The following is a 21,625-nucleotide window of genomic DNA, read 5'->3' as shown; positions in this document are numbered from 1 at the left end:
CCATTAATGGTTGACACCCCGCCGCTTGGCTGTAGAATGCCGCCCACAGACGCGGGATGGAGCAGTCTGGTAGCTCGTCGGGCTCATAACCCGAAGGTCGTCGGTTCAAATCCGGCTCCCGCAACCAAACATCAAAAAAGGCTACTCGAAAGAGTGGCCTTTTTTGTATCCGGCAAAAAAGTTCTTCTGAAACAATGGCATGGCATCTTTCATGAAACCGTAGACGGTTCGTGGAGTCCATTTCATCGCACGCTAGGCTTAATCCTTCTACGACCAATGGCCGCAGTCGCCGCATCCGGTGATCCGCGTTAATATTTGTAATTATTTTGTCCATAGGGATTGGTAACTTGGCTGGATACCCCCATCCTGTCGCGCACAATCCACGAGGTGATTGATGCGCGCCAACTCGTCTGAACCACAAGACTCCGTCACAGCGACACAACCGATCACTCCCACCCGTTTGCGCTGGCTGGATCTGTTAAGCAAGTATCGGCAACCCATCGGGCTGGCCGTGACGCTGCTGCTGTTCGCAATCGCCCTGATCGCCTGCCGACACCTGCTGCTGGAACTGGATCTCTACGCCCTCCACGACTCGATCCTGGAAGTGCCCAAGCCGGCCTTGCTGGGCGCGTTAGCTGCCGCCATCGGCGGTTTCATCATTCTATTGGGCTATGAGTTTTCCGGCGCGCGCTATGCCGGGGTGAAACTGCCCGCCAAGACCCTCGCCCTCGGCGGTTTTACCGCCTTTGCCATCGGCAACGCCATTGGCCTGTCGATGCTCTCGGGCGGTTCGGTGCGTTACCGTTTATATGCGCGCCATGGCATCGGGGCTTCGGAAGTCGCCCATATGACCGTGTTCGCCAGCCTCGCACTGGGCTGCGCCCTGCCGCCGCTGGCTGCATTGGCCACCTTGAGCAACTTGCCCGCCGCTTCCGCCGCCCTGCATGTGTCGCAAGGCTTGCTCGGCGCTATCTCCGGTGCCGTGTTGCTGCTGTCGGCCGCGCTGTGCATCGGTATTTATCGCCGGCGCCTGCCAGAACAACCCTACCCGGACAACCTGCTGGTCAAGATTGGCCGTCGCACCCTGCGCCTGCCCGGTCGGCGCCTGACGCTCCTGCAACTGATCATCACCGCCCTGGACGTCGCCGCTGCCGCCACCGTCCTTTATATGCTGCTACCGGAAGCGCCACCCTTCGGCCCGTTCCTGCTGGTGTACCTGCTGGCGCTGGCCGCCGGCGTACTCAGCCATGTACCGGGTGGCGTCGGGGTGTTCGAGGCGATCCTGCTCGCGGCCTTTGCCGACAAACTCGGTGCCGCGCCATTGGCCGCCGCCCTGCTGCTGTATCGCATGATCTATGTGGTGCTGCCGCTGCTGGTCGCCTGTGTGTTCCTGCTGGTCAACGAGGCCCAGCGCCTGTTCCAGACCCAGCAGAGTCTGCGCGTGGCTTCGGGCCTGGCAGCGCCGGTGCTGGCCGTACTGGTTTTTTTGTCCGGCGTGGTCCTGCTGTTTTCCGGCGCTACGCCGGAGATCGACTCACGCCTGGAAAACATCGGCTTCCTGATTCCCCACCGCCTGATTGACGCCTCGCACTTTGGCGCGAGCCTGATCGGCGTGTTGTGCCTGCTGTTGGCCCAGGGTCTGCGTCGACGCTTGTCGGCGGCCTGGATGTTGACCATGGTGCTGCTACTGACCGGCGCCCTGCTCTCACTGCTCAAGGGCTTCGACTGGGAAGAAGCCAGCCTGATGACCATGACTGCGGTATTGCTGGCGATCTTCCGCCGCTCCTTCTACCGCGCCAGCCGCTTGACTGAATTGCCGTTCTCGCCGTTGTACCTGGTGGCCAGTGTGTGCGTGCTCGGAGCGTCTATCTGGCTGCTGCTGTTTGCCTATCAAGATGTACCGTATAGCCACCAATTGTGGTGGCAGTTCACCCTCGACGCCAACGCCCCGCGCGGCCTGCGCTCGCTGCTGGGGGCTGCGGTGCTGCTGGTGATCGTGTCGCTGACCTGGCTACTGCGTACCGCGCGCCCGGTGATCCACCTGCCGACGCCGGAAGAAATGGAACGCGCCACCAAGATCCTGATGGCCTCATCGCAACCCGACGGCGGCCTGGCGCTGACCGGCGACAAGGCGCTGCTGTTCCACCCCAACGATGAAGCCTTCCTGATGTACGCCCGTCGCGGGCGCAGCCTGGTGGCCTTGTACGACCCGATCGGCCCGACCCAACCCCGTGCCGAGATGATCTGGCAGTTCCGCGACCTGTGCGACATCCACCATGCGCGCCCGGTGTTCTACCAGGTACGCGCGGAAAACCTGCCGTACTACATGGACATCGGCCTGACCGCGATCAAGCTGGGCGAAGAAGCCCGCGTCGACCTGAAACGCTTTGACCTGGAAGCCAAGGGCAAAGAGATGAAGGATTTGCGCTACACCTGGAACCGTGGAACCCGGGACGGCTTGTCCCTGGAAATCCACGAACCGGGCACGGCGCCGATGGACGAACTCAAGGTCATTTCCGACGCCTGGCTGACCGGCAAGAACGTGCGGGAAAAGGGCTTTTCCCTGGGACGTTTCAGCGACGACTACCTCAAGCACTTTCGCATCGCGATCATTCGCTTCGAAGGGCACCCGGTTGCCTTCGCCAACCTGCTCGAGACCTACAACCACGACCTGGCCAGCCTCGACCTGATGCGCGCCCACCCCGACGCGCCAAAGTTGACCATGGAATTCATGATGGTCGGCCTGATTCAACACTATAAGAATCATGGTTATGCTCGCTTCAGCCTCGGCATGGTGCCATTGTCGGGCCTGCAACCTCGCCGTGGCGCGCCGCTGACCCAACGTCTGGGCTCGATGGTGTTCCGTCGTGGCGAGCAACTGTATAACTTCCAAGGTTTGCGCCGCTTCAAAGACAAGTTCCAGCCTGACTGGGAACCCCGTTACATGGCCGTGCCCGCAGGACTTGATCCGCTGGTGGCACTGGCCGATACCGCCGCCCTGATCGCGGGCGGCTTGACTGGATTGGTGAAACGCTGATGATTCGACGCTCCTGGCGGTATGTATTGGCTTCTGTGGTGGTGCTCGCCGTAGCCCTGGGCGGCGGCTATTGGTACTGGAACCGCCCTGCCCCGCAGCCGACCCTGGAGCAGTTGCCCCAGGCCGATGGCTCGGTGATGACCCGCGTGACCCCCGCCGGCACCCCGAAAGCCCGCGTGGCCGTGGCGGTAATGGCCGACGAGACCCTGACCGACAGCCAACTGATTGCCCTGAGCCAGGGCGGCAAGGCGCAACTCGTCCAGGTGATCCTGCCCAAGGATGACTGCACGCTGCAGCAACAGGCACTGCAAGGCGCCCTGAGTCAGCTCAAGGGCCCCGCGACCCTGGTCAGCGGCATCGGCCCTGGCGCCGCCCTCGCCTGGCGCTGGCTGGCTACACAGAACGACGACAAGGCAAATGCGATCTCCGTCGGCTTCGCCCTGGTACAGGAAGGCTGTAAAGACCCACTGCCAAAGACCGCCGCCCACGGCAACTGGCTGGTGGCATGGAACGACAACCCTGACGATGAAAGCGCCAGTTTCGTGCGCGACACCCCCCGCGCCACCACCAGCATCAGCGACTACGACATTCACTACCCGCAAGTGCTGAATAACGAACTGCGCAAGCAACTGGTGGGTTCGGACAACGGCGGCCTGGCGATTCCGGTCGTGGAAGTCCCCGCCGGCCAAGCCAAGGACACCGTGACCCTGTTCCTCTCCGGTGACGGCGGTTGGCGTGACCTCGACCGCGACGTAGCCGGTGAAATGGCCAAGATCGGCTACCCGGTCGTAGGCATCGACACTCTGCGCTACTACTGGCAGCACAAGACCCCGGAGCAAAGCGCCAAGGACCTCAGCGAGCTGATGCAGCACTATCGGCAGAAATGGGGCACCAAGCGCTTTGTGCTGACGGGCTATTCGTTCGGCGCCGACGTATTGCCGGCCATCTACAACCGCATGCCGGAAAACGAGCAGCAACGCGTCGACGCGATCATCCTGCTGGCGTTTGCGCGCACCGGCAGCTTTGAAATCGAAGTGGAAGGTTGGCTGGGCAATGCCGGCAAAGAAGCCGCGACCGGCCCTGAAATGGCCAAGCTACCGGCGGACAAGGTGGTGTGCATCTACGGTGCCGAAGAGGTCGACGAGAGCGGCTGCACCGACAAGACCGCCGTGGGCGAAGCGATAAAGCTGCCAGGCGGGCACCACTTCGATGAGAACTACCCGGCGCTGGCCAAGCGCCTGGTGGATATCATCGTCAAGCACCAGGCCAAGACCGAGTAATCCTGCGCTGTACGCAAACCCAATGTGGGAGGGGGCTTGCTCCCGATAGCTGAGTGTCAGTCAGTGATCCTGTGACTGACCCACCGCCATCGGGAGCAAGCCCCCTCCCACATTGGTTTGTGGTGTGGGTTGGAACTAGCGCGGTTCGATATGCGCAATCATCAACTGCACGGTTTCCTGGCCACGGAACTCGTTCACGTCGAGCTTGTAGGCCAACTCCACCCAACGCACGGTCGGGTTCGGCCAGACCTCACGGTCCACCCCAAACGCAATACCGTCGAGTTTCACTGACCCGCATTCACTCTTGAGCACCACTTTCAGGTGCCGCTCCCCCACCACACGCTGCTCTACCAGCTGAAACACACCATGAAACAACGGCTCGGGGAAGTGCTGCCCCCATGGGCCGGCATGCCGCAGCGCGCGCGCCAACTCCAGGTGAAACTCTTCCACCGCCAGGGTGCCGTCGGACAACAGCCGCCCGGTCAAGTCTTCTTCGCGCAGTTGCCGACGCACTTCGGCATCAAAGGCTTCGGCAAACAGGGGGAAGTTCGCCTCGGGCAATGTCAGGCCTGCCGCCATGGCGTGGCCGCCATATTTGCTGATCAGGTTGGGATGCTGGCTTGCCACCACCGCCAGCGCATCCCGGATGTGAAAGCCCTGTACAGAGCGGCCTGAGCCCTTGAGCAGGCCATCACCGGCGTCGGCAAAGGCGATGGTCGGACGGAAATAGCGCTCTTTCATGCGCGAAGCCAGAATCCCGATCACGCCTTGGTGCCACTCCGGGTCGAACAGGCACAAGCCATACGGCATCGACTCCAGCGGCAAGTCCTTGAGCTGGGCCAGGGCTTCGCGCTGCATGCCTTGTTCGATGGATTTGCGGTCCTGGTTCATGCCGTCCAGTTGCGCGGCCATTTCCCGTGCGGCGGCGAAATCCGTGGTGAGCAGGCATTCGATGCCCAGGCTCATATCGTCCAGGCGACCGGCGGCATTGAGCCGTGGCCCGAGGATAAAACCGAGGTCGGTGGACGTGATGCGAGCATGGTCACGCTTGGCCACTTCGAGGATCGCCTTGATCCCCGGCCGCGCGCGACCGGCGCGGATGCGTTCCAGCCCCTGGTGGACCAGGATGCGGTTGTTGGCGTCCAACGGCACCACGTCGGCGACGCTGCCCAGGGCGACGAGGTCGAGCAACTCGCCAAGGTTCGGCTGCGGTTTTTTCTCGTACCACCCCAAACTGCGCAAACGGGCACGCAGGGCCATCAATACATAAAAGATCACCCCAACCCCGGCCAACGCCTTGCTGGGAAACTCACAGCCCGGCTGGTTGGGGTTGACGATAGCGTCCGCCGCCGGCAATTCATCCCCCGGCAAGTGGTGGTCGGTCACCAGCACTTTGAGCCCCGCCGCCTTCGCTGCCGCCACGCCTTCGACGCTGGAGATGCCGTTATCCACGGTGATCAGCAACTGCGGCTCGCGCTGCAGGGCCACGGCGACGATTTCCGGCGTCAGGCCGTAGCCGAATTCAAAGCGGTTGGGTACCAGGTAATCGACATGGGCCGCACCGAGCAAGCGCAGGCCCAGGGTGCCCACCGTACTGGCGGTGGCGCCGTCGGCGTCGAAGTCGCCGACGATAAGGATGCGCTGGCGCTGCTCCAAGGCCGTCACCAGCAGGTCTACCGCCGCGTCGATGCCCTTGAGTTGTTGATAAGGGATCAACCGCGCCAGGCTCTTGTCCAGCTCGGCCTCCGTCGCTACCCCGCGCGCGGCGTAGAGGCGGGTCAACAGCGGTGGCAGTTCACCGAGAAACGGCAGGACAGCGGGTAACGGGCGGGGATCGATACGCATGGGACGCTGGAGAATTCTCTGTAGGGGAAATATTAGCGGCAGGCTTCAAGCTCTAGCTCAACCGCGCTCGCCGACCAGCCATTGCAGTTGCACTTCGTGCTGGCCGCGGTCGTCGGTGACGAAGATCGTGCCTTCGCTGATCATCACGTCCCACTTGATCACGCGGGGCATGTCCTTGGCCAAGGTCTCGAGGACTTCTTGCGGTACGGCAGCGATGTGTACGTTTTTCAGGTTTTTCGCCACCGGAACCACTTTGCCTTCCCACACGCGCAGGCTGCCGTAAGCCAGCAGACTGGTGCGTTCGGTGCGACGCGAGCACCACGTCAGGCGATCGGCATCGGGCTGGCCGACTTCGATCCAGTGCAAAACCCGATCATCCAGACTTTTTTCCCACAGGGCTGGCTCGTCTACATCTGACAGACCACGGCCGAACGACAGTTGCTCGTTGTACCAAAGGGCATAGGCCAGCAGACGCACGGTCATGCGCTCTTCGGTTTCCGAAGGGTGGCGGGCGATGGTCTGTTTGACACTCTCGTACACCGAGCGATCGAGGTCGGTGAGGTTGAGTTCGAATTTGTAGGTCGTGGACGGCTGGGCCATGAACGGACTTCTAGAGACAGGAAAAGGCTGGCAGTCTAACCGATGGCGAGGCTATTCAACGAATGCTGCGCTGCATCATCCTTATCCCTGCGCCGCTCGGCTATGTTAAAAGGCATCACACCACTGTGCTGCGTATGAAAGGTTCCTCATGTCGTTTAACGCCAAACCGCTTGCCGGCCTGAAGGTCATCGAACTCGGCACCCTGATCGCCGGCCCGTTCGCCTCACGCATTTGCGCCGAGTTCGGCGCCGAAGTGATCAAGGTCGAATCCCCGGACGGCGGCGACCCGCTGCGCAAATGGCGCAAGCTGTACGAAGGCACCTCGCTGTGGTGGTTCGTGCAGGCGCGCAACAAAAAATCACTGACGCTGAACCTCAAACACCCGGACGGCCTGGCGATCCTCAAGCAGTTGCTGGCGGACGCCGACATCCTGATCGAAAACTTCCGCCCTGGCGTCCTGGAAAAGCTCGGCCTGAGCTGGGACACCTTACATGCGCTGAACCCGAAGTTGGTGATGGTGCGTCTCTCGGGCTTTGGCCAGACCGGGCCGATGAAAGATCAACCGGGGTTTGGCGCGGTAGGCGAATCGATGGGCGGGCTGCGTTACATCACCGGTTTTGAAGACCGCCCGCCGGTGCGCACCGGTATTTCCATCGGCGATTCCATTGCCGCCCTGTGGGCGGTGATCGGCGCGCTGATGGCGTTGCGGCATCGCGAGGTCAACGGCGGGCTGGGCCAGGTGGTTGATGTGGCACTGTATGAAGCCATCTTCGCCATGATGGAAAGCATGATCCCGGAGTTCGATGTGTTCGGGTTCATTCGCGAGCGCACCGGTAACATCATGCCCGGCATCACACCGTCCTCGATCCACACCAGCGCGGACGGCAAGCATGTGCAGATCGGCGCAAATGGCGATGCGATCTTCAAACGCTTCATGTCCGCCATCGGCCGCGAGGATTTGGCCAACGACCCGCAATTGGCCAGTAATGACGGGCGTGACGAGCGCCGCGACGAGCTGTATGGCGTGATTGATCGCTGGGTCAATTCGCTATCGCTGGAACACGTGATCGAGCAGCTCAACAAGGCTGAGGTGCCAGCCAGCCGCATCTACAGCGCCGAAGACATGCTCGGGGACCCGCAATTTCTGGCGCGGGAAATGTTCCTCAACGCGCAACTGCCCGACGGCAAAGCCTTCAAGATGCCAGGTATCGTGCCCAAACTCTCCGACACGCCGGGCAGTTGTGAGTGGGTGGGGCCGCAACTGGGTGAACACAACAGCGTGGTATTGGGAGAGTTGGGCTATGACGCGGCTGCCATCATCCGCTTGCGTGAGCAAGGAGCGATCTGATGGTGCGCTCAAGATAGTGGCTCGCCGCTGGCTGTTGCGCCTGTGCGCCCCTTTGCTGGGACTTTTGCCGCTGCCGACCCAGGCGGCGCAAACCTTGATCTGGCTGGTGCGAGACCTGCCACCGTTGACGATCTTCGAAGGTCCGCAAAAAGGCCAGGGCGCCATCGACAAATTGTTGCCGATGCTGATGGAGCGCCTGCCGGAGTATCAGCACCAGGTCCAGCACGTCAACCGTGCCCGGAGCATGCAGATGCTCCAGGCGCCCTCCCTCACCTGCGACCCTACCCTGATGTGGACGCCGGAGCGGACCCAATGGATTGTATATTCCGACCAGGTGTTTTCCGTGGTGAGCAACGGCGTGGTCGTCCGCCAGCAAAACCGTGAAGTGTTGGCGCCCTTTGTCGCGCAAGGCAAGGTCGACCTGGAAGCGATGCTACGGGACAAGAGCACACGCCTGGGCATCATCGCCGAGCGCAGTTACGGGCCATTCATCGACGGCATGTTGCGGCATGGCGACACGCACAATCGGGTGATGCACTACGGCAACGACGCCTTGGGCAGCCTGCTGCAAATGCAGCGCCTGGGACGCCTGGAAGGGGTACTGGGTTACTGGACCGAAATTCGCTATCACGCATTGCAACAAGGTATTGATCCCGAGGCGCTGGCGTTTTATCCGATTGCCGGCACCACGCCCTATCAGCACGTCCATATCGGCTGTTCGGATACGCCCGAGGGGCGCCAGGTCATGGCGCGTATCAACCAGTTGCTGGGCGACCTGCCGCAGGCGCAGTTGCTACGTTCCTACGCGTCATGGCTCGACCCGGCGCTGCGTGAGCAATACCTGCTGGACCATCAGCGATTCTATGAAGAAGCGCCCACCCCGTGATAAATCGCGGGCAAAAAGAAACCCCGAAGAGTGGGGAGACACTTCGGGGTTAAACGTGGCCTACAAAGACCAGTACAGCAAGTCACAAACACCGGAGCACAATGTCTACTCTTGCTGTTACTAAATCAGACCAGCCACGTAGTAGGAAGTTTCCGCGGATAAACAATTCTTCATGCAAGGGCGCTGCTGCGGGTCTGGGCAGCATTGCGCAAGGCGGCGATCACCGAGGGCTCCAGGCGCCCTTCGGCAATTTTCAGGTCGCGCAGCAGGCAATCCACGACATCCACCAGCACGCGCTTGTCGGTCAGTTGCGCCCGGTCGACATCACGCTCGACCACGATAGCACCGGCAGGATTCTTTACGGTCACCAGGCACTCGCCCTGCACACCAGCGGTGGTCAGCGTAACCTGATAAGGGCTCAGTGCTTCTTCGAGCAATAGGCGGATACTTTCCATTTCGATCACCACTCAATAGTTCGGGAACAATCGCTTCAACGGGGGCTGCCTCTCTCCTAAGTGACTGGTTGTGACGTAGGAAAGTTCGCTTTTTCGTCTTTATGGAGCCGTCAGGGAGTGACTTGATCCAGCATGCGCTTGCAACATGACAACGAAAAAACGGCCGCACAAAACTGCTTACACAATGGGCTGCCGTTTAGGCGTTCGTCGGGCGCTGAGGCTGAAGGTGAAGCCTAGACTCGGTGAGCGCTGCTCATTCTGCCCGACAGAAAAGAGCGCATGTCAAAAGGCCCTTATTGCGAAGGATGAATACGATGCTGGAACACAATGAACAGCAAGCATCGATAGAGAAGATTCACGCAGATATATCACGCATTTACGCCGAGCAACGCAAGTTCAACGCCGAAGTCCACAAGATAACCCGTGAGATCTTCTGGTACCCCGTGGCCATCGCTATAGGTTTCTTTACGGCTGTCGGTACGGTAATGGCGCTGGCGCATAAGCTGCTCACATAGACGACCTTCCTAAGGGGCCTGCCAGAAACAAAAAACGCCGCTGACCCAAGGAAGGGAAAGCGGCGTTTTTGTCTGCGCCGAAGCGCCAGCAATTGGCCTTACAGCGGCTTACCACGATTGCCATGCTGGCTGACAAACGCCTGCATCGCCTTCAAGTCATTCGGCAGCACGGTGCAACGTTCTTCGCGCTCGAACAAGTCGGCCAGATGCTCCGGCAACTCCAGCGCCTTGCCAACACCCGCTTTCTCCACCGCTTCCGGGAATTTGACCGGGTGCGCGGTGCCGAGGATCACCATCGGAATGTCCAGGCTGCGACGGCATTCGCGCGCGGCCTTCACGCCGATAGCGGTGTGCGGGTCCAGCAGTTCGCCGGTCTGGGCATAGACTTCAGCGATGGTTTCGCACGTTTGCGCATCGTCCACGGCCAGGGAGTCGAACAGCTTGCGGGTTTCGGTCCAGCGCTCTTGATCGACGCTGAAACCACCACCGCTCTTGAAGCTGTTCATCAGCTCGGCGATGGCAGCGCCGTTGCGACCGTGCATGTCGAACAGCAGGCGTTCGAAGTTCGACGACACCATGATGTCCATCGACGGCGACAGTGTGGCGTGCAGGGTTTCCTTGACGTACTGGTTGCCGCTCATGAAGCGGTGCAGGATGTCGTTGCGGTTGGTAGCGACGATCAACTGGTTGATCGGCAGGCCCATGTTGCGCGCCAGGTAGCCGGCGAAGATATCGCCGAAGTTGCCGGTCGGCACCGAAAACGACACCGAACGTGCCGGCCCGCCCAACTGCAGCGCTGCGTGGAAGTAGTAGACGATCTGGGCCATGATCCGCGCCCAGTTGATCGAGTTCACCGCGACCAGGCGCATACCCTTGAGGAAGCTCTGGTCAGCAAAGCTGTTCTTGACCATTTCCTGGCAGTCGTCGAAGTTGCCTTCGATGGCGATGTTGTGGATGTTCTCACCAAAAATGGTGGTCATCTGCCGACGCTGTACTTCCGACACACGCTTGTGCGGGTGCAGGATGAAGATGTCGACGTTTTCGCAATGCTTGCAGCCTTCGATGGCCGCAGAGCCGGTATCACCGGAGGTGGCGCCGACGATCACCACGCGCTCGCCGCGCTTCTCCAGCACGTAATCGAGCAGGCGACCCAGCAGTTGCAGGGCGAAGTCCTTGAACGCCAGGGTCGGGCCGTGAAACAGCTCAAGGACCCACTCGTTGCCATTCAGTTGGCGCAGAGGAGCGATGGCGCTGTGGGAAAACACGCCGTATGTCTCTTCCAGGATCTTTTTGAAATCCGCATCCGGAATGCTGCCAGTGACGAACGGGCGCATCACCCGGAACGCCAGTTCGTGATACGGCAGGCCAGCCCAGGAAGCGATTTCTTCCTGGGTGAAGCGTGGCAGGTTTTCCGGCACATACAGGCCGCCGTCGGTGGCAAGGCCTGCCAACAGGACGTCTTCGAAATTCAGGGCCGGTGCCTGGCCGCGGGTGCTGATGTAACGCATGACTGGCTCCTCAAAAACATTCTCGAACAGAGGCCGCCGATCACACGGGGCCCCTGGAACAAATCGGTTAGTTCAGGTGTTCGACGCGAATCCGTACCACCGGTCCCACTACGCCTTGCAAGGCTTCCAGGGCGGTGATGGCATCGTTGATGTGCTGCTCAAGCACGCGGTGAGTCAGCAAGATCATCGGCACCTGGCCGTTCTGCTCCTCGACTTCCTTCTGCATGATCGACTCGATGTTGATGCCGCGTTCCGACAAGATGCTGGCAACCTGGGCCAATACGCCCGGGTGATCCTTGGCCTGTATCCGCAGGTAGTAGGCGCTTTCGCACGCTTCGATCGGCAGGATCGGGTGGGCCGACAGCGAATCCGGCTGGAATGCCAGGTGCGGCACGCGGTTTTCCGGGTCGCAGGTCATGGCGCGAACCACGTCCACCAAGTCGGCGATCACCGACGAAGCGGTCGGCTCCATGCCGGCGCCGGCGCCGTAGAACAGGGTCGAACCGGCGGCGTCACCGTTGACCATCACGGCGTTCATCACGCCATTGACGTTCGCGATCAGGCGGTCGGCCGGGATCAGTGTCGGGTGTACACGCAACTCGATACCGGCCGGTGTGCTGCGCGCCACGCCCAGGTGCTTGATGCGGTAACCCAGAGCTTCAGCGTAGTTCACGTCGGCAGTGGTCAGCTTGGTGATGCCTTCGGTGTAGGCCTTCTCGAACTGCAACGGGATACCAAAGGCAATGGACGCGAGGATGGTCAGCTTGTGCGCCGCGTCGATACCTTCAACGTCGAAGGTCGGGTCGGCTTCGGCGTAACCCAGGGCCTGGGCTTCGGCCAGCACGTCTTCGAAGGTACGACCCTTCTCGCGCATTTCGGTGAGGATGAAGTTACCGGTGCCGTTGATGATGCCGGCCACCCAGTTGATGCGGTTGGCGGACAGGCCTTCACGGATCGCCTTGATCACCGGGATACCGCCGGCCACAGCGGCTTCGAACGCCACGATAACGCCCTTCTCACGCGCCTTGGCGAAGATCTCGTTGCCGTGCACGGCGATCAGCGCCTTGTTGGCAGTGACCACATGCTTGCCGTTTTCAATCGCCTTGAGCACCAGCTCGCGGGCCACGGTGTAGCCGCCTACCAGCTCGATGACGATATCGATGTCAGGGTTGGTCGCCACGGCGAAGACATCGTTGGTAATCGCAATACCGGTCGTTTCGAACTGAGGCTTTGGCGAACGCGTGGCAATCTGCGCCACTTCAATCCCGCGCCCTGCACGGCGGGAAATTTCTTCAGCATTACGCTGAAGTACGTTTAAGGTGCCGCCACCGACGGTCCCTAACCCACAGATGCCTACTTTGACCGGTTTCACTGAAGAACTCCCCATGAAACGGCCGACGCGAGGTCGGCCGTGGAAAACAGCCGCACAACCGCGGCTTTCAATTAATGGCCCATCGACTTATCGAAGGGCCATGATCGTCAAAGGTTCGACGATGCTGGTTTATTTGGCACTCAGTGCCAGTTTGGCAACTTGCGGTGCCGGCTGATAGCCCGGAATTACCTGGCCGTCAGCCAAAACGATGGCCGGTGTACCGTTCACACCAATGGACTGGCCCAGGGCAAACTGCTTGGAAACCGGATTGGCGCACTTGGCCGCCTTGATTTCCTTGCCGTCGACCATCTTGTCCATGGCTGCTTTCTTGTCTGCCGAGCACCAGACTGCCTGCAACTGCTCGTCACCCGGCGAACCCAGGCCCTGGCGCGGGAACGCGACATAGCGCACTTCCACACCGAGCTTATTCAACGCCGGCACTTCGGCGTGCAGCTTATGGCAGTACGGGCAGGTGGTGTCGGTGAACACGGTAATGTGCGTCTTGGTCTCGCCGATGGCCGGGTAGACCACGGTTTCAGCTACGGGAATGCCGTTGATCAGCTTGGACACGCCCAGCCGCTCGGCTTTCTCGGTCAGGTTGACCGGCTTACCGTCCTTCAACTGGAACAGGTAGCCCTGGACAATGTACTGGCCGTCGGCACTGGCATACAGCACGCGGCTGCCCTTGAGCTTGACTTCGTACAGGCCGGCCATCGGGCTGGCACTGATGCTTTCGATCGGTGTATCGAGTTGCAGGTTGGCCAGGCTCTTGCGAATGGTCTGCTCGGCAGCGTCATCGGCGAAGGCAAAGGTGGAAACCAACGCAATGGCTGCGGCGGCAATAATCTGGGTCAAGCGCATGGGAACTCCTGAAGGCAGATGCAGGGACGGGCGTGCGGAACATCGATCTGGAAACACGAGGCTGTAATCACAAGTCACGCCGTACCCTTTGCTAACCGGCAAAGCCTACCACAGTTGGGCCGCAGGGCAGCCCGTGGCGGGATAATTTGGCGGTTTTCAGCCACGCGGATGGTGCTTGGCATGCATATCCTGCAAGCGCGCCCGTGCCACATGGGTGTAGATCTGGGTTGTGGATAAGTCGCTGTGGCCAAGGAGCATTTGCACCACGCGCAAATCCGCGCCGTGGTTGAGCAAATGCGTGGCAAATGCATGACGCAAAGTATGCGGCGACAGGCTCTTGCCAATACCAGCCACCTTGGCCTGGTGCTTGATGCGGTGCCAGAAGGTCTGGCGGGTCATCTGCTCACCGCGCAGACTGGGGAACAGCACATCACTGGGGCGCCCACCGAGCAGTTCACCGCGCGCATCGCGCATGTAGCGCTCGATCCACACAATCGCTTCTTCCCCCATCGGCACCAGCCGCTCCTTGCTACCCTTGCCCATCACCCGCAGCACGCCCTGGCGCAGGTTGACTTGCTCAAGGGTCAGGCTGATCAGCTCGGTCACCCGCAGGCCGCAGGCGTACAGCACTTCGAGCATGGCACGGTCGCGCTGACCAATGGCTTCGCTCAAGTCCGGGGCGGCGAGCAAGGCGTCGACATCGGCTTCCGACAAGGATTTGGGCAATGGCCGACCCAATTGCGGCATATCGACCTGTAACGTCGGGTCGAGGGCGATGAGTTTTTCCCGCAGCAGGTAGCGATAAAAGCCACGCACACCAGAAAGGAACCGCGCCGTAGAACGCGGCTTGTAGTTCTGCTCCAGGCGCCAGGCCAGGTGATCGAGGATCAACTCACGGCCGGCATTGATCAGCTCGAGGTTATTTTCCTGCAGCCAGCCGTTGAACAGGGCCAGATCGCTGCGGTAGGCCTGGCGGGTGTTGTCCGACAGGCCTTTTTCCAGCCAAAGGGCGTCGAGGAAGCGATCAATCAGAGGGTGGTCGATGGCGGGCATGAGGGCTCAAGCAGATGACGGTGGTGTCTGGTAGATCCTATCGCAGGCAAGCCAGCTCCCACATGGGATTTGTGTCGCACATCGATTTTATGACCACTGATAATCAAATGTGGGAATTGGCTTGCCCGCGATAGCTGCGACTCGGCCTCGGATCAGCCAACAAATTCCAGGCACAAAAAAAGCAGCCCGCAGGCTGCTTTTTTTCTGCATCGGGAAGCTGGACTTAAGCCAGTTTTTCCTTGATGCGAGCTGCTTTACCGGACAGGTCACGCAGGTAGTACAGCTTGGCTTTACGCACGTCACCGCGACGCTTAACGGCCATGCTGTCGATTTGCGGGCTGTAGGTCTGGAAAGTACGCTCTACGCCAACACCGTTGGAGATTTTACGAACAGTGAAAGCACTGTTCACACCACGGTTACGCTTGGCGATTACCACGCCTTCGAACGCTTGCAGACGCGAACGGTCGCCTTCCTTCACTTTCACCTGAACGACAATGGTGTCGCCCGGGGCAAAGGTAGGGATCTCTTTGGTCATCTGCTCTGCTTCGAGTGCAAGGATGATTTTGTTAGTCATGCTGTGCTCCTAAGGTAAGTCAATGGACCTACCATCGATACGTTGTTAACTATCGTCCCGCGCGAGGATGTATTCCTCGAGCAGCTTCTTCTCTTCTCCAGAAAGCGAGCGGCTTTCCAGAAGATCGGCGCGTCGTTCATAGGTCCGACCAAGGGACTGCTGTAAACGCCAACGCCGGATGTGTGCGTGATTGCCACTTAGCAATACGTCGGGAACACGCTGATCCGCATACACCTCCGGTCGGGTGTAGTGCGGGCAATCCAGCAAACCATCCGTGAAGGAATCTTCCTCCGCGGAGTCCGCATGCCCTAAAGCTCCAGGCAGCAGTCGTGTAACCGCATCTATCAGGACCATCGCCGGCAGCTCACCGCCAGACAGGACATAGTCCCCAATCGACCACTCTTCATCGACATGAGCTTCAATAAAACGCTCGTCAATGCCTTCATAGCGACCGGCAATCAGGATCAGTGCTTCCTCATTCGCCAGTTCGCGTACCGCCGCCTGTTTCAGCTGACGGCCTTGAGGGGACAGGTAAATTACCTTCGCCTTCTCCCCAGCGGCAGCCTTGGCCTGAACCAACGCATCTTCCAGGGGCTTGATCTTCATCACCATGCCCGGGCCACCGCCAAATGGGCGATCGTCCACAGTGTGATGTCGATCCGTCGTGTAGTCTCGCGGGTTCCAACAGGTGAGCTGCAAGAGCCCCTGTTTCACCGCCCGACTGGTGATGCCGTACTCGCTGATGGCGGAGAACATCTCGGGAAACAAACTGATCACTTCAATGCGCAAATTAGCCACGCTTAGAAGTCCGCGTCCCATTCCACCTTCATCTCGCCCGCGGCCAGGTCAATGGCCAACACGCATTGCTCGGTATAGGGCAATAAGCGCTCGCGATCATCCAGGCTGCCAGCGCAAGGCTTGACCACCATTACATCATTGGCGCCGGTTTCCAGAAGATGATCGATTTTCCCGAACAGTTGCCCGAGTTGATCAATAACCTTCAGACCTTCCAGCTGGTACCAGTAGTACTCGCCGTCGGTCAATTCAGGGAACAGGTTGCGCGGCACGCAGATCTCATAACCGGCCAGAAGACGAGCTTCTTCACGATCATCAAGACCCTTGAGCTTTGCGACCAGGAACTTGTCGTTCCCGCGTCCACTGACCAGCTCGACCTGTTTCACATTCCCCTCGCGCTTGAGCGTCCAGGTTTTGTACTGCAACAGGTTTTCTGTCGGATCAGTAAAGGAATACACCTTCACTTCGCCGCGAACGCCATGAACAGAATAAATCTTGCCGATAACGATCAAATCATCAGCAACAACTGGCGTCGCGTTCATATTGCTCAGGCTGCGGCCTTAGCCGAGTCCTTCAACAACTTGGCAACACGCTCGGAAGGCTGTGCACCAACGCTCAGCCAGTAGGCTACGCGCTCTTGGTTCACGGACAGACGAACTTCTTGACCACGAGCAACAGGGTTGAAGAAACCAACCTGTTCCTTGTGCGAACCGTCACGCGGGTTGCGGCTGTCGGTTACGGTCAAGTGGTAAAACGGGCGCTTTTTGGAGCCGCCAAGGGCAAGACGGATTGTTAGCATGTGAACATCGTTCCTGTAGTCGGTGCTGCAAATCTAAATGCACAGCGGGCATAGGTGCCCGAAAGGCCGCATATTCTAAGGAATATCCGGACTTTTGCAAATGTCTTTTTCTGGCGCCTATCAGCGTGCCATTCAGATCTGCTATAGAGCCGTCGGTTAAAACGGCAAGTCAGCTCCCGCCAGACGGCGGGTTTGCTGGAGATCCCACATCCCTGTGGGTCGGAGCAGGAGCACGCTCCCGCTCGAATTCTTTACATCTTCGGCATACCGCCGCCGGGCAACATACCGCCCATGCCGCGCATCATCTTGGCCATTCCGCCTTTGGCGGAGAATTTCTTCATCATCTTCTGCATCTGCTTGTGTTGCTTGATCAAGCGACCGATGTCCTGCACCTGGGTGCCGGAGCCCATGGCGATCCGACGCTTGCGCGAACCGCTGATCAGCTCAGGGTCGCGGCGCTCGGCCGGGGTCATGGAGTTGATGATGGCTTCCATCTGCTTGAACTGTTTCTCTGCCGCGCCCTGGGCATTGCCCATTTGCGCCAGGTTCACACCGCCCATGTTCGGCAGCTTGTCCATCAAGCCGCCGAGGCCGCCCATGTTCTTCATTTGTTGCAACTGATCGCGGAAGTCTTCGAGGTCGAAGCCCTTGCCCTTCTTCAGCTTCTTGGCCAGTTTATCGGCCTTGTCCTTGTCGAGTGTCGCTTCGGCTTGCTCGATCAGGCTGAGTACGTCACCCATGCCGAGGATACGCGAAGCGATACGCTCAGGGTGGAACGGTTCGAGCGCGTCGCTCTTCTCGCCCATACCGATGAACTTGATCGGCTTGCCGGTGATGGCGCGCACCGACAGCGCGGCACCACCACGGGCGTCGCCGTCGACCTTGGTCAGGATCACGCCGGTCAGCGGCAGTGCATCACCAAAGGCCTTGGCGGTGTTGGCCGCATCCTGGCCGGTCATCGCGTCGACCACGAACAGCGTCTCGACCGGGTTGATCGCGGCATGCAGCGCCTTGATCTCGCCCATCATCTCTTCGTCGATGTGCAGGCGACCGGCGGTATCGACGATGACCACGTCGATGAATTTCAGCCTAGCTTCTTTGATCGCCGCGTTGGCGATATCGACCGGCTTCTGGCTCAGGTCCGACGGGAAGAAGGTCACGCCCACTTCGCCGGCAAGCATTTCCAGTTGCTTGATGGCCGCCGGACGGTACACGTCGGCCGACACCACCATCACGGTTTTTTTCTTGCGCTCTTTAAGGAAGCGCGCCAGCTTGCCGACGGTGGTGGTCTTGCCCGCACCTTGCAGACCGGCCATCAGCACGACGGCCGGCGGCACGGCGCTGAGGTTCAGGTCTTCGTTGGCCGCGCCCATCAGGCTTTCGAGTTCGGCCTGGACGATCTTCACAAAGGCCTGGCCCGGCGTCAGGCTGCGGGACACTTCGGTGCCGACCGCGCGCTCTTTGACCGAGTTGACGAAGTCCTTGACCACAGGCAAGGCCACGTCGGCTTCCAGCAACGCCATGCGTACTTCACGCAGGGTGTCTTTAATATTGTCCTCGGTCAGCTTGGCCTTGCCGGTTACGTGGCGCAGCGTCTGCGAGAGACGGTCAGTCAAGTTTTCAAACATGCGCGATCCTTTCAGGCCCTATGGTAGACCGAGGTAATGGCGGCCCAGGCTGTGGTAAATCGCTATTAAAAACAGCGCTCGGCGAGCCTGCGGCGTGGGCAGGTCGCGGATTATAGCGAAGACTGCGCACATGCACACCCGCTGTCTGGCCCTAGAGTCTTTCGTGGAACGCAGGTGTATGCCAAACTCAGCGCCTTTCGGGCTTGCCTAACAGGATTTATGCTCCCTTTGTCACCCAGTTTACTACCCAGTCTCGCCGCCGCCTTTTTGTACGCCGCTGCGACCCTCTACCAAGGCACTCGCCTGGCGCAAGGCGCCAAGGCCGACATACGCCTGCTGGCAGGCCTTGGCGTCCTCGCCCTGCTGGCCCATGCCGCGAGCCTGTTCACCCATTTGATGACGCCGGTCGGCCTGGGCCTGGATTTTTTCAGCGCCGCCAGCCTGATCGCCGCCGCAGTGATCGCCCTCACGCTGATCGCCTGCGCACGCATCCCGGTGGAAAACCTGCTGGTGCTGCTGTTCCCCCTGGGGATGCTGACGGTGCTGCTGGCGCAATTCGCTCCCACCGGCACGGTGCAGGTGATCGATGAAGAACCGGGCATTCTTGCGCACATCCTGCTGTCGATCCTGGCCTACGGCATGTTCACCATCGCGGTGTTTCAGGCGTTGCTCCTGCTCGTACAGGACCACCAGCTCAAGCACAAGCACCCGTCCGGCCTGATCAAGAACTTCCCGCCGCTGCAAACCATGGAAAGCCTGCTGTTCAGCTTCTTGTGGGCCGGCTGGACGCTGCTGTCGCTGTCGCTGATCTCCGGCTGGCTGTTCGTCGAAAACCTGTTCGCCCAGCACCTGGTGCATAAAACCCTGCTGGCGTGCCTGGCGTGGGTGGTGTTCAGCGTGCTGCTGTGGGGCCGCAACCGCCTTGGCTGGCGCGGGCACAAGGCGATCCGCTGGACCCTGGCCGGTTTCTGCCTGCTGATGCTGGCCTATTTCGGCAGCAAGCTGGTTCGCGAATACATCCTGCATATCTGACGGGCAGCGATCATGGATAACTTGCCCTTAGGGCCGATGCTCGCGGTAATCGCCTTGCTGGTTTTGTGGGCGGCGCTGTTTACCGCCATCGAAGCCGCACAACAGCACCTGCTGGCCCTGCGCCCCGGTACACGCCAGGGCGACAAGGCCGCCGCCCGCCTGAACTTCCCACGCCACAGCATGATCCTCTGCAACACCCTGTGCCGTGCCGGCGTGGTGATCCTCTGTACCCTGCTGGCGATCTACGCCTGGGCGCAAAACGGCGCATGGCTTGGCTGGCTGGTCTCCTGCAGCATCCTGCTGGTGCTGGCCGATTACCTACCCCGCGCCCTGGCCACCCGCCATCCGGAAGCGGTGCTGGGCTTCGGCAATGCCCTGCTGGGCGTGCCGCTGAAAATCCTCTATCCCCTCGCCTGGCTGCTCAATGGCATCAGCCTGCTGTTGCTGCGCCCCTTCGCACGCACGCCCGGCGTGGTGAAAAAAAGCGACGAACCGCAGCCCGAGCATGATGACGAACCCGAGCCCGAGGCCAATGAAAGTCGCACGCCCGGCATGCCCGGCATCCACGCGCTAGACAACATCACCGTCAACGACATCCTGGTGCCACGCAGCGAAGTGGACGGCATTAACCTTGACGACTCGCTCGAAGCGATCATCGAGCAACTGCGCAGCTCCCAGCGCACCCGCCTGCCGGTGTTCCACAGCGACATCAACCAGGTCGAAGCCGTGCTCAACACCCGGCTGATCCAGCACCTGTTGCTGGATGCCAGCCTGACCAAGGAGACCTTGCTCGCCGCCTGCTACGAACCCTACTTCGTCCCGGAAAGCACGCCCCTGCAACTGCAATTGCTGAACTTCCACAAGCAGCAGCGGCGCCTGGGCATGGTGGTGGACGAGTACGGCGAAGTGCTGGGCATCGTCACCCTGGAAGACATTCTTGAAGAAATCGTCGGCGAATTCGAAAGCGAACAGAGTGCTGACAACCCGCATATCGAAGCGCAACCGGACGGTCGCTATATCATCGACGGCGCCGCCTCGATCCGCGAATTGAACAAGAGCCTGGGCTGGCACCTGCCCTGCGACGGCCCCAAGACCCTCAACGGCCTGGTGACCGAAGCGCTGGAAACCATTCCCGATTGCGCGGTGTGCCTGAAAATCGGCCGCTACCGCCTGGAAATCCTCGAGACCGAGGACAACCGGGTGAGCAAGGTGCTGATCTGGCACACCAGCCGCGTGCCGGTCGCCGCGTAACCCCTCTGATGCAACACACTTCAAACTGTGTGCAGTAGATCGGATTCACCCCCTTGTTGGATGCGCAAACCCCTTCCTATAATCGGGACGGCTTACCCAAGCCCCGCCCGACCGCGTGCTACCCGCACCGAGCGCGTCCAGGCACCGCCTTGCCACGTCTGACCGGTGTTCGCTCCCATCCCGAGCCGCTCCGCTCACAACCCTGATCCTGGGGTGTTCGACCAATAATAATCCGCGTCCAAACGCGCACTGACCGTCAGGGATACCTCCATGAGCACCACCTATAACGAGGCTGCGACCGCCGCCCCGACCAACTCGACCGCCCGCGTCGCCACCGCAAGCATCGTCGGCACCGCCATCGAGTTCTACGATTTCTATATCTATGCCACTGCGGCCGCGCTGGTGATCGGCCCCGTATTCTTCCCGCAGACCTCCGGCACGGCGCAGATGCTCGCGTCGTTCCTGACCTTTGGCATCGCGTTCATCGCCCGCCCGCTGGGTTCGGCGCTGTTCGGCCACTTTGGCGACCGTATCGGCCGCAAATCCACGCTGGTGGCTTCGCTGCTGCTGATGGGGGTGTGTACCACGCTGATCGGCTTGCTGCCGGGGTATGACAGCATTGGTGCCTGGGCCCCGATTCTGTTGTGCGTGCTGCGTTTCGCCAAGGTGCTGGGCTTCGAAGGCCTGGGCAAGCTGCAGGTGATGATTTTCGAAGAGCTGGTGGAGCACAAGCTGGAACAGCCGCACTTCATTACCCAGTACCCGTTCGAAGTTTCGCCGCTGGCC

20 protein-coding genes and 1 tRNA gene are annotated in these 21,625 nt (G+C 60.4%); 9 read left to right on the top strand and 12 right to left on the bottom strand.

The window, feature by feature from the left end; genetic code table 11:
* Positions 1 to 50: 50 nt before the first annotated feature.
* The 3 genes from L9Z73_RS04560 (at position 51) to L9Z73_RS04550 (ending at position 4,317) form a co-directional block, all read left to right on the top strand.
* Positions 51 to 127: transfer RNA gene (locus tag L9Z73_RS04560), tRNA-Met, on the top strand.
* A gap of 267 nt (positions 128 to 394) precedes the next feature.
* Positions 395 to 3,037: a bifunctional lysylphosphatidylglycerol flippase/synthetase MprF gene (mprF, locus tag L9Z73_RS04555; RefSeq protein ID WP_247396812.1), complete on the top strand. Its 2,643-nt coding sequence runs from the start codon at positions 395 to 397 to the stop codon at positions 3,035 to 3,037.
* Positions 3,037 to 4,317, top strand: a complete 1,281-nt coding sequence (locus L9Z73_RS04550) for a virulence factor family protein (protein WP_247396807.1) — start codon at positions 3,037 to 3,039, stop codon at positions 4,315 to 4,317. Before mprF ends, L9Z73_RS04550 begins: the two co-directional genes overlap by 1 nt.
* Positions 4,318 to 4,452: 135 nt before the next feature.
* Here the strand turns inward: L9Z73_RS04550 and recJ are convergent, their stop codons facing one another.
* Both recJ and L9Z73_RS04540 read right to left on the bottom strand, forming a co-directional pair.
* On the bottom strand, positions 4,453 to 6,162 hold the full coding sequence (gene recJ, locus L9Z73_RS04545) for a single-stranded-DNA-specific exonuclease RecJ (protein ID WP_247396805.1): 1,710 nt from the start codon (positions 6,160 to 6,162) through the stop codon (positions 4,453 to 4,455).
* A gap of 57 nt (positions 6,163 to 6,219) precedes the next feature.
* On the bottom strand, positions 6,220 to 6,762 hold the full coding sequence (locus L9Z73_RS04540) for a YaeQ family protein (RefSeq protein WP_247396803.1): 543 nt from the start codon (positions 6,760 to 6,762) through the stop codon (positions 6,220 to 6,222).
* 148 nt (positions 6,763 to 6,910) lie between these two features.
* Between L9Z73_RS04540 and L9Z73_RS04535 the strand changes: the two genes are divergently transcribed.
* Positions 6,911 to 8,110 carry a CaiB/BaiF CoA transferase family protein gene (locus L9Z73_RS04535; protein WP_247396801.1) on the top strand — a complete coding sequence of 400 codons (1,200 nt, stop codon included), beginning with the start codon at positions 6,911 to 6,913 and terminating at the stop codon, positions 8,108 to 8,110.
* 16 nt (positions 8,111 to 8,126) lie between these two features.
* Complete coding sequence (locus L9Z73_RS04530) at positions 8,127 to 8,996, top strand: TIGR02285 family protein (RefSeq protein ID WP_247396799.1); 870 nt, start codon at positions 8,127 to 8,129, stop codon at positions 8,994 to 8,996.
* A 170-nt stretch (positions 8,997 to 9,166) separates the two neighbouring features.
* Here the strand turns inward: L9Z73_RS04530 and L9Z73_RS04525 are convergent, their stop codons facing one another.
* On the bottom strand, positions 9,167 to 9,451 hold the full coding sequence (locus tag L9Z73_RS04525) for a DUF3509 domain-containing protein (protein ID WP_247396797.1): 285 nt from the start codon (positions 9,449 to 9,451) through the stop codon (positions 9,167 to 9,169).
* 314 nt (positions 9,452 to 9,765) lie between these two features.
* Between L9Z73_RS04525 and L9Z73_RS04520 the strand changes: the two genes are divergently transcribed.
* Positions 9,766 to 9,966: a hypothetical protein gene (locus tag L9Z73_RS04520; RefSeq protein WP_247396796.1), complete on the top strand. Its 201-nt coding sequence runs from the start codon at positions 9,766 to 9,768 to the stop codon at positions 9,964 to 9,966.
* A 98-nt stretch (positions 9,967 to 10,064) separates the two neighbouring features.
* On the opposite strand, the gene thrC is transcribed toward L9Z73_RS04520, so the two are convergent.
* The 9 genes from thrC to ffh form a co-directional block, all read right to left on the bottom strand.
* A complete protein-coding gene (gene thrC, locus L9Z73_RS04515) occupies positions 10,065 to 11,474 on the bottom strand; it encodes a threonine synthase (protein ID WP_247396793.1) in 1,410 nt (469 codons plus the stop codon).
* Positions 11,475 to 11,541: 67 nt separating this feature from the next.
* The gene (locus tag L9Z73_RS04510) at positions 11,542 to 12,846 is read right to left on the bottom strand and encodes a homoserine dehydrogenase (protein WP_247396790.1); all 1,305 of its coding nucleotides are present in this window, start codon (positions 12,844 to 12,846) and stop codon (positions 11,542 to 11,544) included.
* Positions 12,847 to 12,975: 129 nt separating this feature from the next.
* A complete protein-coding gene (locus L9Z73_RS04505; protein ID WP_010207987.1) occupies positions 12,976 to 13,707 on the bottom strand; it encodes a thioredoxin fold domain-containing protein in 732 nt (243 codons plus the stop codon).
* 156 nt (positions 13,708 to 13,863) lie between these two features.
* On the bottom strand, positions 13,864 to 14,760 hold the full coding sequence (gene xerD, locus L9Z73_RS04500) for a site-specific tyrosine recombinase XerD (RefSeq protein ID WP_247396787.1): 897 nt from the start codon (positions 14,758 to 14,760) through the stop codon (positions 13,864 to 13,866).
* 223 nt (positions 14,761 to 14,983) lie between these two features.
* Positions 14,984 to 15,334 carry a 50S ribosomal protein L19 gene (rplS, locus tag L9Z73_RS04495; protein WP_003175895.1) on the bottom strand — a complete coding sequence of 117 codons (351 nt, stop codon included), beginning with the start codon at positions 15,332 to 15,334 and terminating at the stop codon, positions 14,984 to 14,986.
* Between the two features lie 45 nt (positions 15,335 to 15,379).
* Complete coding sequence (gene trmD, locus L9Z73_RS04490; protein WP_024077235.1) at positions 15,380 to 16,153, bottom strand: tRNA (guanosine(37)-N1)-methyltransferase TrmD; 774 nt, start codon at positions 16,151 to 16,153, stop codon at positions 15,380 to 15,382.
* Positions 16,135 to 16,671, bottom strand: coding sequence for a ribosome maturation factor RimM (gene rimM, locus L9Z73_RS04485; protein ID WP_247396784.1), 537 nt, complete (start codon positions 16,669 to 16,671; stop codon positions 16,135 to 16,137). Before rimM ends, trmD begins: the two co-directional genes overlap by 19 nt.
* Before the next feature lie 5 nt (positions 16,672 to 16,676).
* Positions 16,677 to 16,928: a 30S ribosomal protein S16 gene (gene rpsP / locus L9Z73_RS04480; RefSeq protein WP_003175899.1), complete on the bottom strand. Its 252-nt coding sequence runs from the start codon at positions 16,926 to 16,928 to the stop codon at positions 16,677 to 16,679.
* 251 nt (positions 16,929 to 17,179) lie between these two features.
* Positions 17,180 to 18,556 carry a signal recognition particle protein gene (gene ffh, locus L9Z73_RS04475; protein WP_247396781.1) on the bottom strand — a complete coding sequence of 459 codons (1,377 nt, stop codon included), beginning with the start codon at positions 18,554 to 18,556 and terminating at the stop codon, positions 17,180 to 17,182.
* Between the two features lie 219 nt (positions 18,557 to 18,775).
* Between ffh and L9Z73_RS04470 the strand changes: the two genes are divergently transcribed.
* The 3 genes from L9Z73_RS04470 to L9Z73_RS04460 all read left to right on the top strand — a co-directional run.
* Positions 18,776 to 19,588: a cytochrome C assembly family protein gene (locus tag L9Z73_RS04470; protein WP_198864615.1), complete on the top strand. Its 813-nt coding sequence runs from the start codon at positions 18,776 to 18,778 to the stop codon at positions 19,586 to 19,588.
* Positions 19,589 to 19,600: 12 nt separating this feature from the next.
* Entirely contained in the window at positions 19,601 to 20,839 is a 1,239-nt protein-coding gene (locus L9Z73_RS04465; RefSeq protein ID WP_247396777.1) for a transporter associated domain-containing protein, read from the top strand.
* A 249-nt stretch (positions 20,840 to 21,088) separates the two neighbouring features.
* Positions 21,089 to 21,625, top strand: a 537-nt coding sequence (locus tag L9Z73_RS04460; RefSeq protein WP_430624276.1) for an MFS transporter, incomplete at its 3' end; no start/stop codon positions are given.

Origin of the sequence: Pseudomonas emilianonis (assembly GCF_023072625.1) — a bacterium.
Lineage (GTDB): Bacteria > Pseudomonadota > Gammaproteobacteria > Pseudomonadales > Pseudomonadaceae > Aquipseudomonas > Aquipseudomonas paraveronii.
This window is presented reverse-complemented; position numbering and strand designations above follow the sequence as displayed.

Excerpts from the sequence above, each read along its gene's own strand:
- L9Z73_RS04470 (WP_198864615.1), top strand. The coding sequence starts at position 18,776 with ATGCTCCCTTTGTCACCCAGTTTACTACCCAGTCTCGCCGCCGCCTTT.
- L9Z73_RS04550 (WP_247396807.1), top strand. The coding sequence starts at position 3,037 with ATGATTCGACGCTCCTGGCGGTATGTATTGGCTTCTGTGGTGGTGCTC.
- rplS (WP_003175895.1), bottom strand. The coding sequence starts at position 15,334 with ATGACTAACAAAATCATCCTTGCACTCGAAGCAGAGCAGATGACCAAA.
- recJ (WP_247396805.1), bottom strand. The coding sequence starts at position 6,162 with ATGCGTATCGATCCCCGCCCGTTACCCGCTGTCCTGCCGTTTCTCGGT.
- L9Z73_RS04520 (WP_247396796.1), top strand. The coding sequence starts at position 9,766 with ATGCTGGAACACAATGAACAGCAAGCATCGATAGAGAAGATTCACGCA.
- L9Z73_RS04505 (WP_010207987.1), bottom strand. The coding sequence starts at position 13,707 with ATGCGCTTGACCCAGATTATTGCCGCCGCAGCCATTGCGTTGGTTTCC.
- trmD (WP_024077235.1), bottom strand. The coding sequence starts at position 16,153 with ATGGGACGCGGACTTCTAAGCGTGGCTAATTTGCGCATTGAAGTGATC.
- thrC (WP_247396793.1), bottom strand. The coding sequence starts at position 11,474 with ATGCGTTACATCAGCACCCGCGGCCAGGCACCGGCCCTGAATTTCGAA.
- ffh (WP_247396781.1), bottom strand. The coding sequence starts at position 18,556 with ATGTTTGAAAACTTGACTGACCGTCTCTCGCAGACGCTGCGCCACGTA.
- L9Z73_RS04540 (WP_247396803.1), bottom strand. The coding sequence starts at position 6,762 with ATGGCCCAGCCGTCCACGACCTACAAATTCGAACTCAACCTCACCGAC.
- L9Z73_RS04465 (WP_247396777.1), top strand. The coding sequence starts at position 19,601 with ATGGATAACTTGCCCTTAGGGCCGATGCTCGCGGTAATCGCCTTGCTG.
- xerD (WP_247396787.1), bottom strand. The coding sequence starts at position 14,760 with ATGCCCGCCATCGACCACCCTCTGATTGATCGCTTCCTCGACGCCCTT.
- L9Z73_RS04525 (WP_247396797.1), bottom strand. The coding sequence starts at position 9,451 with ATGGAAAGTATCCGCCTATTGCTCGAAGAAGCACTGAGCCCTTATCAG.
- L9Z73_RS04535 (WP_247396801.1), top strand. The coding sequence starts at position 6,911 with ATGTCGTTTAACGCCAAACCGCTTGCCGGCCTGAAGGTCATCGAACTC.
- mprF (WP_247396812.1), top strand. The coding sequence starts at position 395 with ATGCGCGCCAACTCGTCTGAACCACAAGACTCCGTCACAGCGACACAA.
- rpsP (WP_003175899.1), bottom strand. The coding sequence starts at position 16,928 with ATGCTAACAATCCGTCTTGCCCTTGGCGGCTCCAAAAAGCGCCCGTTT.
- rimM (WP_247396784.1), bottom strand. The coding sequence starts at position 16,671 with ATGAACGCGACGCCAGTTGTTGCTGATGATTTGATCGTTATCGGCAAG.